Genomic DNA, 11,811 nt, shown 5'->3' on the forward strand with positions numbered 1-11,811 from the left:
TAGCAATTTATAAATAAATGATTGTTCTCATATGATCATTTAATGAAGGGGTGCATCTAAAATCCCACTCGATTCATTTCACTCAACTCTGAAAAATTCTGTATTTTGCAATCCTTCTGGTACAATTTACAGGATGCAAGGACAAATTACTGAACAGGACATTATTAAATATTACGACAGTTGTGAAAGCGACTACAGACTGCTGTGGCACCTTTCGGATCAGCAGGCCATGCATTATGGTTATTGGCACGAAGATACCGGTCTGCTCCGCGATGCGCTGAAAAATATGAATGCATTTGTCTTTTCAAAACTGGAGGTCCGGGATGGCGATCGCATCCTCGATGCGGGTTGTGGTGTAGGAGGAAGTGTCTTGTATGCGGCCCAGCATTGGAATTGCGAAGCCTGGGGCATCACCCTGAGTGATAACCAGCGCTCAAAAGCGGTACAACATAGTAAAGACCGGAAGTTGTTGGGCAAGGCTCTGTTTTCTGTACAAAATTATTGTCAAACCAAATTCGAGGACGAAAGTTTTGATGGTGTTTACGGAATTGAGAGCATTTGCCATGCCAACGATAAATCGTTGTTTTTTAAAGAAGCATACAGGTTGCTGAAGCCGGGTGCCGGTTTGGTCGTCGCTGATTTCTTCAGAACCGAATTCAGCCGCAATCATCCGAAAAACAAGCTCATTACCAAATGGGCTGAGAGCTGGGCTATTCCCGATTTTTCATATAGAAATCAATTTGTTGCCGATGCAGAAAATGCAGGACTTGAACCGGTTTCCGATGACCACATTACCAGGCATATTTATAAATCGGCACGCCGGTTGTACTATTATTTTTTTCCAGGGCTGGTCTGCCATTTCCTGCTTTGGTGTATTGGAATGCGCAGCCGTGTTCAGGGAAAAAACATGTGGTCTACGTATTACCAATACAAAAGTTTAAAAGCAGGACTGTGGGAGTACCGCGTCCTAAAATTTATTAAAAGGTCTGATCATGCTTCAACTCGAGTTGCCAAAAAGCCCCAAATTTGAAACATTCAGTTGCAAGTATTTTGAAATGCAACCACAGGGCTACAATTCTAAAATCCTTGCCCAAGTGCTTAAGGAGACCGAGCCTAGTCTGGATGATATGGTCTATCTCAAAAACGATTTTGAGGTCAATCAATCCATAAATACCGAATACAGCATGAAAGCCCTGGACATGGTTCTTACGCAATCGGGCTTTGTGGTGTTTAAAGAATATTTTGACGGCATCCCACTGGTCAATTACATCAGCAATAAAGAATTTACGGTCCCTTTGTTTTTGCAACTTGCAATCCGCCTGACCCAATTGCTGAAGGAATTGCATCAACGAAGAATTCTGGTAAAGGAATTTATCATCGAAGATATTTTGATCTCTCCCGAAACCCTGGAAATGAAAATGTGTACGCTTGGATCTGCCAGCAGGGTTCTCAGGGAACGTCCCGAATTTAATTCTGAATTCAATTACTACGGCCCGTTGTGGCATATCGCGCCGGAACAAACAGGAAGGGTGGGGCGCACTGTAGACTACCGTTCAGATTATTATGCGTTGGGAGTGATCTTGTACCAGGTGCTTTGTTGGAGAAAGCCATTTAATTATACGGATTATCTCGAACTCATCCATGCCCACATCGCCAAACGACCCATCGAGCCTCGACAGGTGAGGCCCAACATTCCGCAGATCATCAGCGACATCGTGATGAAACTGATGGCGAAAAACTCGGAAGATCGATATCAGGGAGAAGAAGGAATTCTTGCAGATCTGGAATTGTGCATGCGTAAGTGGCAACAGCATGGCAATATAGAAGCATTCACATTGGGAGAAAAAGATTGTTCGAGTTTGTTTTCATTCTCTGAAAAACTTTATGGACGAAATAAAGAGCTCGATCAACTTCTCAAAGCCTGGGGAAATATCAATTCAACCCATCTTGAGTTGTTTTTGGTTTCCGATATTCGGGTATTGGCAAAACCCGATTGATCAGTGAAATACGGAAACCGGTAATCGAAGCGAATGGATATTTTATCAGTGGAAAATTCAATCAATTTACCAAAGAATATCCTTATAGCGCCTTCGCCAGTGCATTCAACCAATTGCTCCAACAAATGCTGAGCGAAAGTGATGAGCAATTGACTGTCTGGAAAAATCTGATCTCCAAAGCTGTGGACTCGCATGGGGCTCTGATGACCGGTCTTATGTCAGACCTCGAAAAACTCATCGGTCCACAACCAAGCAGTCCGGATCTTGGAGCGCTCGAAGGCAAGCGAAGATTTCTCAACACGTTTTTAAATTTTCTGTCTGTCATTCCGCAAAACGGAAAAACACTGGTCATTTTCCTGGATGATCTGCAATGGGCCGATTCAGGATCTTTGGAATTGCTGTCAGCAATGGTATCCAGTCATTTGAATAATATTTTTCTGATTGGAGCGTACCGGGATAACGAAGTTGATGCTGCTCACCCTCTTTCGATGACTTTGCATCATCTCGAAAAAGAATATAAACACAACATTCATAAGCTCAAACTTTCGGAACTCGATCTCAAAAACGTCAATGAACTGATTGCAGATTCGCTTCGCATGAGCACTCAGGCAACTGTACCACTCGCCAGGGAAGTGATGCGGAGAACCCGGGGAAATCCGTTTTTTGTAAAACAATTCATCGAAAAACTCATCGAAGAAAAAATCATCACTTTCGATCGCGAATTGTTATGCTGGGTCTATGACCTGGGAGCCATCGGTAACATGGAGCTGTCTGAATATGTCGTGGACCTCATTCTGGGGAAACTCAAAAAAATGTCGGGACCGGCACAGGAAATTATCCAACTCGCTTCATGTATAGGAAATACGTTTGATCTGGATACCTTAATGCTTGTCACAAAACAAACCAAAGAGAATTGTGCCGAACATTTGCAGGAGATCATTTCCAATGAGTTTATCAGTCCGATTGGCAGCTGGCAAAAATTTCACAGCGATGCGTTGTGGAATAATTTCAGCTTTTACAATCAGAAACCCAATTATCTTTTCCGTTTTCAGCACGATAGAATTCAGCAGGCGGCATACAATATGCTTTCTGAAGAGGCCCGTAAAGCGATGCATCTCCATATTGGAAAACTGATGCTGGAAAAAACAGATCCATCCGAGCTCGAAGAACAATTGTTTGATGTCCTCAACCACTTCAACATTGCTCATGATATTCTCAGCAATCCGGACGAAAAAATCCGACTGGCAGAACTGAATCTCAAAGCGGGAAGAAGGGCTTTAAAAAATAATGCAATCAGACCTGCAGAAAACTATTTTAAAACAGGGATGCATCTGGTAACAGGTCAAAAAAATACGGAGTTGTTTAAATCGTTGTTGATCAGCAGATCTGAATGCGAATATCTTTTAGGCAATTACGATGCATCAGAAAAACTTTTCGACGAAGCCCTGAACGAAGCTGAAACCCATTTGGTCAAAGCCGATATTCTTTCGCGAAAAATGGCCTTGTATGAAAATACACAGCGCCACGAGAAAGCCCTGGAAGCTGCCAAGCAAGGATTAAAATTGCTGGGCATGAATTTGCCTCTGAATGCTGGTCCTTTGCATGTCATGAAGGAATTGCTGACGGTAAAGTTTAATCTCCGCAATAAATCAACTCAGCAACTGCTGGAAAACAGGAATATGGAGGATGCAGAAAAAATCCTGACCATGAAAATCCTGATGAATCTCTGGGGGCCTTGTTATTTATTGCAAAAACAAAATCTTCTGGCGTTTAAGATTCTGCGAATGGTCAATCTTTCCGTCAAACATGGAAATTCCATTGAATCGGCTTTGGCTTATGCCTTTTATGGATATGTAATCAGCGCACAGCTGGGCGATTACAAAAACGGATATTCATTTGCGCGTTTGGGTATGGCTCTGAACGAAAAATTCAAAGACAAAAGCCTGCGATCAAAAGTTATGGTTATCGCTGAAGGTTGTGTCGCTCATTGGAGGGCTCCCTTCAAAAACTACCTTCAAAATTTAAGAGAAGCCCATCAGGTTGGACTCGAGTTCAACGATATTATATATGCCGGCTACGCACTTAGTTTCGTCAATCGCAGTCAGATCCTGATGGGCGAAGAATTAAACAGTGTTTACGAAAAATTAAGGGGTTATATAAGATTTGCATTAAACATCCAGTCGAGCATTTCATATCACCAGATGCTGGCCTGGGCCCGGGTGCTCACCGATCTGCGGGACATTCTACCAGATGACCAGGTATTTGGCGAATTGCTGCAAGATGAAGATCATTTGCGTTGCCTGGAGAAAATGTCAGCTGAGCAGAATCTGCCGTTGCCCATTGCCAATTACCATACCGCAAAAGCATTTTACCATTGTCTGCTGGGAGAATTTCAGAAAGCTTCTGAGCATGCTGAGCAAGCTGTTCCGCTTATGGCTGCCGTTTTAGGATTGCCGGAATGGCCCGAGCAAAAAATTTTCATGCTATTTGCTGCTAATGGTATGTTGCTGGAAGGAAAAAATTGCAACGCAAACAAGAAAAGATAAGGAAACAGCAACTGGCCCAATTGGAGAAATGGGCTGAGAATTCTCCATCCAATTACGGAGCGAAATTCGAATTGGCTCAGGCAGAAGATGATTTGATCTGTGGAAATGATTCAGAGGCGATGAAACATTTTGAATTGGCGGTGAGTCTGGCCAAGGAAAACCAAATGAGTTACATGAGTGCCTATATCGCTGAGCGCATGGCCGCTATGTATTTCAACAGGAATGAACAGGACAAGGCTATGAATCAACTTCGATTTGCTTTGCTCGAATATCAAAAATGGGGAGCGGCGCGTAAAGTCAAATCACTGAATGCCAGATTTACTTTTCTGAGTTCCGATACAAAAGAGGGAAATCCAAACAAGGAGCCATAAGCTCCTCTTCTTTAGATCTTAAAAGTGTAATGCAAGCTGCTGCCACGTTATCTGAGGAAGTAGTCTTTGAAAAATTACTCGAAAAATTGCTGATGGTTGTGATTGAAAATGCGGGTGCTCAAAATGCTTATTTTATCCGTTCTCGCAACAACACCTTATTCGTCGATGCAAGCAGTAAATTGCAAAATGCATTTACTTGCGAAATCAAATCGATACCTATTAAAACTGTTGATGAAATTTCACATGCCATTATCAGAAAAGTTTTTCATACCGGAGAAGCGATTATCATTGAGGATGTTTCTCAGGACGTTATGTTCAACCTGGATCCTCAACTAAAAATATCAAAAGCCAAGTCCGTATTGTGTATGCCCATTCTCAGTAAAGGGCAGTTAAGTGGCATCTTATATCTCGACAACGATGCAAGTTCACATGTGTTTACTTTCGCACGGCTGGAGTTGTTGAAATTGCTGAGCGGACAAATGGCAGTTTCACTGGAAAACGCACAACTCTACCAAAACCTCGAACAAAAAGTAGATGAACGTACTGCAACCATTGCCCAGCAGAACGCAGCTCTGGAAAAGGAAAAGCATAAGACAGATTCTCTTTTATTAAATATTCTCCCGGAAGAAATTGCAAATGAGTTAAAAGAAATTGGGTACAGCAAGCCTAAGAAGCACGATGAGGTCACCATCATGTTTACGGATTTTGAGGGTTTCACTTCAATGAGCGAAAAACTCAGCCCCGAAGAAGTCGTAGAAATTGTGGATCATCACTATAAAGCTTTTGATAAAATTGTTGCCAAATACAATATTGAAAAAATCAAAACCATAGGAGATGCCTATATGTGTGTGAGTGGTTTGCCCAGATATAAACCTGAACACGCATCGAACTGCATTCTAGCCGCATTTGAAATTCTTGAATTTGTAAATAAATACAATTTGCAACGCCAAGAACATGGACTACCCTTCTGTGAGGTAAGAATAGGAATCCACACCGGCCCTGTAGTAGCAGGCGTCGTAGGACTCCACAAGTTTGCTTACGACATCTGGGGTGATTCTGTCAATACCGCTTCGCGAATGGAAAGTAGCGGGGCTCCCGGAAAAATAAATGTATCTGTAGCCACTTATGAAAAAACCAGGGACCTCTTTCACTTTGAATACAGGGGAAAAATTACAATGAAACACAAAGGCGAACTGGATATGTATTTTGTTACTCCAAACCAATAAACGATAACCATGTCAGGAAGTAAATGGAACCAGGAATTTTTAGACCGCATGCGTCATACCGGAGATCCATTAGCGGATTGTGCTGCTAAGGCTCTGTGGGAAAATAAAAACAGTAAAGAGATCATTGATGAACTAAAAATCATCAGCCGCAACCACAAACTCGAACTTAAAGATTTTCCGAAGGAAGTAAGCGATTATTTCGGATCACTGAACACGTTGAAATATGCAATGAAGATCAGGAAAAGTTTGATCTGTCCGCAAAAATTTTCAACAACTATGGATTTTGTTATTGCGGACTCTTATTTTTCAAAGCCTTGCCGAAAGGGTATATGTGTCCGAAACCAGGACACGTGTTGGAGAGTACGAAGTTGCTTGTGAATTTTGCTGCCAGAAGAGTGATGGAGACGGCACAATACGTATTTGCAGTCAACAATCAGAACTGGTACAAACCCGGAAATCCCGGTCTCGAATCCATACAACGCGTACGACTGATGCATGCAGGAATGCGGATGGCTTTGCTCAATGATCCCAGACCCGAACGCAAATGGGATCTTGAATACCTCGGTGTCCCCATCAATCAGGAAGACCTGGCCTTGACCAATCATTTATTCAGCCTGGCCATGATACAGGGACTGGACGATATGGGGATCCATCTCTATCAGGATGAACGAGAGGCCATATTGCACACCTGGCAACATATCGGACAAAGCATGGGCATCTGCAAAGAAATGTATGTAACGGATTACAAGGATGCGTGGGACCAATATAAAACTATTTTTAACAGACAATCGAACGTCATCAACAAAGATGGTCCGGTACTGACCAGAGCACTCCTCGAATCTCTGGGGCAAATGGTCAATAAAAATTTATCGATTGAAATGCTGGAGGACATCACGAATTATTTTTTAAATGACAATCGTGCCTGGAAATCTTTGGGATTGCACAAACCATCCATAACAGACCGAATATTTGATGGAATCGCTCATATTATTACGTCCTTAAAAATCTGGCAGAATTTATTTCATCATGAAAACAATACCATTCGCAATGGCTGGTTGAACCACATCATCAATTACCTGGTCTGCAAGCGGTTTGGCCTGGAATACCATTACGATAAGTATCCTAAAACAAATTTGCTGGAAACGGTTTCAAAAATAATTCTCAACGAACTTAGCAAACGCGATCTTCAGAATTTTGAAGGTGGTTATACTTTAAATCCGCAAAAGCCCTTTTTCTTCGAGAACAGTCTTCTCTACGAAGAATGGGATCTGGGTAGTTTTAACCTGGATGTGAATGATGATGATATAAACCGGCAATAATTTTAAATAAAACTATATTTAACTCGCGAATAAGACCAGATGAATATTCGAAAACTAAAAACTTTCATCACATCAAAGCTCCGTAAAGAGTTGCCTTCGAAATTGAGCTATCATGGGCTACATCACACAATGGATGTGTTGAATGTTTGTAACCATTATATTAAAAGATACAACATAGCACCCGAGGATGCATATTTACTGAGGACTGCATCTTTACTACACGATGTTGGAATCATTTCGACTTACGATGGGCATGAAAAAGCCAGTGTAGTTTATGCTAAGGAACTGCTCCCTTCTTTTGGATATTCTGTAGCGGATATCAAACGCATTGGAGATATGATCATGTCCACTAATATTCCTCAGAATCCTAAGAACATTCTCGAGCAGATCATTTGCGATGCCGACCTCGATTACCTGGGTCGCAGTGATGTTTATCCCATCAGTCAAACGCTTTATAAAGAGTTTTTAGCTTACAATGTCATTACTGATGAAGAAAGCTGGGATCGCCTTCAGGTAAAATTTCTCTCGAAACATTATTACCATACAGAATTTGCTAAAAAATTCCGGGCTCCATTTAAACAGCTCTATCTGGATGGAATTAAGAGGAAGTGGGGGTGGGAGTAGGCCTGGATGCCTGAGGGCGTGGAGGCGTGGAGGTATGGAGGCATGTAGGCGTGGAGGCGTGGAGGCATGTAGGCTTGGAGGCTTGGAGGCGTGGAGGCTTGGAGGCGTGGAGGCATGGAGGCATGGAGGCATGGAGGCATGGAGGCTTGGAGGCGTGGAGGCGTGGAGGCGTGTAGGTTAGTGGGTTTGGCTTTTTGTCGCAAAACGAACAATTGTTAGTCGCCACTCTAACAACTAACAACCAGCAACTGATTACTGATTACTGATTACTGCCAACTTCCTCCAGGTCAACTTGTCTCATAATAATCGAGATCCTTCGCAAAGGTTTCAGAGAGCGACCAGGTGGAAATCCCGCTCAGCAACAAACAGGTTCCGCCGACGATCCAGGTAGCGGCCTCGATTCCGTATACTTCGAGCAGATAATTAAAAGAGAGCGTAATGGGAATAACCGCTCCCCGCACAAAATTGGGAACTGTCGTGGTTGCGGTTGCGCGAATGTTGGTGCCAAATTGTTCAGAGGCGATGCTGACGAACAAAGCCCAGAAACCCGTAGCCAGCCCAAGTGCAAAGGTGAGAAAATAAAAACTGGATGTACTGATGTCTTTAAAATACAGATAAATAACCATGAGTACTAAGGTGAAAAATAAATAGGCAAACACCACTTTTCTACGACTTCTCCAGACCTGACTCAACCAACCACTTAAGAAATCGCCAACCGATAACCCGATGTAGGCATACATGATGGAATCGCCTACCGAGACCGGTTCCTGAATATTTAAGAAGGCTGCATATTTTCCGGAAAATTTTACGAGAATGCCAATGACAAACCAAACGGGTAATCCGATCAGGATGCATGCGAGGTATTTCCAGAAAATCGCCCTGTTTTTAAAGAGCATAAAAAAGTTGCCCTTTTGAACCCTATCTTTTTTCAACTTATCAAACATGCCGCTTTCAAATGTGCCTACTCTGAATGCAAGCAGCACCAATCCCAAAACGCCACCAATGATGTAAGACATTTGCCATTCGGTTTGTTTGGCAATGAGGTTTCCGGCAACCGCTCCTAAGGCTCCCGCAGAAACAATGATCATCGTACCCCAGCCTCTTCGTTCTTTATCGAGAATTTCTGACACCAAGGTAATGGCTGCTCCCAACTCACCGCTGAGTCCGAATCCTGCTATCAAACGCACGGCCTGGTATTGTGTGATGTCGGTGACAAATGCATTGGCAATATTGGCCAGCGAATAAATTAAAATGGAAGAAAACAGAACAGATTTTCGGCCCAGCTTGTCGCCCAATATTCCGAAAACTATACCTCCCAGGAGCATTCCTCCCATTTGCCATAAAAACAGAATATAGTCGTATCGCGCGATTTGATCTGCCGGCAATTTTAAACCTTGTTCCAGAGACTCTCTTCCAATTATATTAAACAACTGCAGGTCGTATATATCTACAAAGTAACCTAATGCAGCTACGAGAACCGGGATACTGAAGATTTTGGAGGGAGGCGTGGTGTTCATTGATTGGGATTGAAGAGAATGGGCTATATTTTATGAGATTTTCTAGAATGCTTTGCGATTGAATAGGGCTGTTTAATAAAAGTCAGATTGCTAACTCTTGCGCCAAACAAAAATAATGCTTATGCTGATATTTAGACGAGTCACTCTCTTGAAAAAATTAAAAGCCTTAATAGGAAAAGAACGAACAGCACAAATTACAAGGATTCGCAGGAATTCTCCAATCCAGATTCAATCTAATTTCATTGGGAATCGAGCCACAGATTTTGATAGCATGATATATTAACATTTCAACTACCCACACTAAATCAAGCTTTGGAGCTCCTAAAATCAAATTATCGGAACGGATCATGCACCAGGTGCATGTGGTTCTCCTCTATTCTGTTTCTACATCGCCCCAGATGCTTATAGCTCATGAATAGTATCTTTCCTGAATGTTGGTGGAAAAAATGAAATGCGAGATGCCTTTATAAAATAGTCAACTCATGCCCGATTGAGAAAGACTGAAAATGTGCTTCCCTTCCCAATTTCACTTTGCAAAGATATGTGACCCCCCTGAGCTTCTATAAACTCTTTGCTGATGGCGAGTCCAAGTCCAGAACCGACGCTGTTACTTCCTGGTATCTGAAAATACCTGTCAAATATTTTTTCTTGATATTTTGTGTCAATGCCCTGGCCAAAATCCTGAATAGAAAAGCATATTTTAGGATGCAAATCTTCAACAGAGAGAACCACTTTGGAATTTTCAAAAGAATAGCGAATGGCATTTGATAAGAGATTCGTCAATACCCATGCCGTTTTCTCAGGATCTGCTTGAATAGAATGAATGGAATCCGGACAATGAATCTCTAAAGATATGTTTTTTTGATCAGCCTGGACTTTCACAGCATCGACCGCATACTTTATAATGACTTGAGGGGAGGTGTTTTGCAAATGCAACTGAATTTTACCCGTTTCAACCTGCGTTAGATCAAGTAACTCACCGATAATTTGTAATAACCGCTGGCTATCTTCTTTTACACTTTGAATGAGTTGCCTCTGTTCTGTATTGACTTCTCCAATCTTGTCGTTTTCCAAAAGTTCTAAGCTCATCAGGATAGATGAAATGGGAGTTTTCAGTTCATGTGAAACGGTTGCAATAAAATTTGTTTTGGCAGAATCCAATTCTTTAAATGGTGTCACATTTTGTAAAATAATCACATCACCTATGTGTTTGGTATTACTTTCTGCAGCGGGTACGATATAAATAGGAATGATCTCCTTTTCGAAAAAGCTCTCTTTGTTGTCCGCAAATATTTTAAGAGTTTGTTTATGTTGCTTGATCGAGGCAACAGGGTTCATCAGATCCTGAATGAGTAAACGTATCAAATCATTGGATACAGCAATTTCCTGCATCGGCTTGCCAACCACATCATCCATTTTTAAACCGGTTATATTGAGCGCCTCATTGTTGATAAAAATAATTCTAAGACTTTCATCCAAACCAATTACAGGATCATGCATGTTATTAATAAGTGTTTCGATGCGTCTCTTCTCATTCATTAACTTTGCCAAACTGCTGTTATTGTATTGCTCCAATTTTTCAGCCATAATGTTAAAGGAGTGCGCCAGTTCGCCAAACTCATTATGTTGCTCAAAATGCACGCGTTGTGAATAATTTTTTGCTGCAATTTCTTTGACGCTATTCGTGAGCTCTTTGATGGGATTGGCAATATTAGATGGAAGATTAATAAGCAGCGTAAAGGCCAATATAAAACAAAAAGCACCAATTACGGAGATCATAATGGTTGCTGTTGTCGTACTTTCTTTTGCTAATTCACTTTTGCGTTCAATAGCTTGCATATTTAAATGCATGAGATTCGAGAGGTCTTTACGCATCGTAAGGGTCAGCAAACTATCATATCTTGATGATTTAAGTTTTTCAAAATCCTTAATTAATTTAGTTGTCAATTCCAGCTCTCCAATCTCTGTAATATTCTGCTGTTGTTTGTTGAGCAAAGATTCAAAAACATCAATGGCTGAATCGGATACAGAAATGTCATCCAGTGTCAGTAACATTTGTCTTGAATACTCTAAGGTTTTGTAATTATCGGTCAATATATTCTGGGTGTCATTTGAAATTTGGTTTGTGTAGAATACTGCAACAGCTACCAGGATCATTATAAGAAGAAACAGGAAACCAACCCAAAGTGTAAGTTTAGCTCTGATTTTCAT

The 11,811-nt window shown here is 41.6% G+C and carries 10 protein-coding genes; 8 read left to right on the top strand and 2 right to left on the bottom strand.

Annotation, left to right across the window (positions count from 1 at the left end):
* The first annotated feature begins 133 nt into the window (after window positions 1-133).
* Genes IPM34_01015 through IPM34_01050 form a run of 8 tightly spaced genes read left to right on the top strand, consistent with a single transcriptional unit; the run spans window position 134 to window position 8,083 of the window.
* Window positions 134-1,030, top strand: coding sequence for a class I SAM-dependent methyltransferase (locus IPM34_01015; protein ID MBK8954123.1), 897 nt, complete (start codon window positions 134-136; stop codon window positions 1,028-1,030).
* On the top strand, window positions 993-1,997 hold the full coding sequence (locus IPM34_01020; protein ID MBK8954124.1) for a protein kinase: 1,005 nt from the start codon (window positions 993-995) through the stop codon (window positions 1,995-1,997). Before IPM34_01015 ends, IPM34_01020 begins: the two co-directional genes overlap by 38 nt.
* Window positions 1,994-4,543 (top strand): AAA family ATPase, encoded by a 2,550-nt coding sequence (locus IPM34_01025; GenBank protein MBK8954125.1) that lies wholly within the window; start codon window positions 1,994-1,996, stop codon window positions 4,541-4,543. The genes IPM34_01020 and IPM34_01025 overlap by 4 nt, the downstream gene beginning before the upstream one ends.
* Window positions 4,519-4,914: a hypothetical protein gene (locus tag IPM34_01030; GenBank protein MBK8954126.1), complete on the top strand. Its 396-nt coding sequence runs from the start codon at window positions 4,519-4,521 to the stop codon at window positions 4,912-4,914. The genes IPM34_01025 and IPM34_01030 overlap by 25 nt, the downstream gene beginning before the upstream one ends.
* 29 nt (window positions 4,915-4,943) lie before the next feature.
* A complete protein-coding gene (locus IPM34_01035; protein ID MBK8954127.1) occupies window positions 4,944-6,140 on the top strand; it encodes a GAF domain-containing protein in 1,197 nt (398 codons plus the stop codon).
* A gap of 9 nt (window positions 6,141-6,149) precedes the next feature.
* On the top strand, window positions 6,150-6,518 hold the full coding sequence (locus IPM34_01040; GenBank protein ID MBK8954128.1) for a hypothetical protein: 369 nt from the start codon (window positions 6,150-6,152) through the stop codon (window positions 6,516-6,518).
* Window positions 6,470-7,459: a DUF2236 domain-containing protein gene (locus tag IPM34_01045; GenBank protein ID MBK8954129.1), complete on the top strand. Its 990-nt coding sequence runs from the start codon at window positions 6,470-6,472 to the stop codon at window positions 7,457-7,459. Before IPM34_01040 ends, IPM34_01045 begins: the two co-directional genes overlap by 49 nt.
* 39 nt (window positions 7,460-7,498) lie before the next feature.
* The gene (locus IPM34_01050; protein ID MBK8954130.1) at window positions 7,499-8,083 is read left to right on the top strand and encodes an HD domain-containing protein; all 585 of its coding nucleotides are present in this window, start codon (window positions 7,499-7,501) and stop codon (window positions 8,081-8,083) included.
* A gap of 287 nt (window positions 8,084-8,370) precedes the next feature.
* Here the strand turns inward: IPM34_01050 and IPM34_01055 are convergent, their stop codons facing one another.
* Together IPM34_01055 and IPM34_01060 are read right to left on the bottom strand one after the other, a co-directional pair.
* Window positions 8,371-9,600: an MFS transporter gene (locus tag IPM34_01055; GenBank protein MBK8954131.1), complete on the bottom strand. Its 1,230-nt coding sequence runs from the start codon at window positions 9,598-9,600 to the stop codon at window positions 8,371-8,373.
* A 480-nt stretch (window positions 9,601-10,080) separates the two neighbouring features.
* Window positions 10,081-11,811 carry a HAMP domain-containing protein gene (locus tag IPM34_01060; GenBank protein ID MBK8954132.1) on the bottom strand — a complete coding sequence of 577 codons (1,731 nt, stop codon included), beginning with the start codon at window positions 11,809-11,811 and terminating at the stop codon, window positions 10,081-10,083.

This window comes from Saprospiraceae bacterium (assembly GCA_016716185.1).
Lineage (GTDB): Bacteria > Bacteroidota > Bacteroidia > Chitinophagales > Saprospiraceae > Vicinibacter.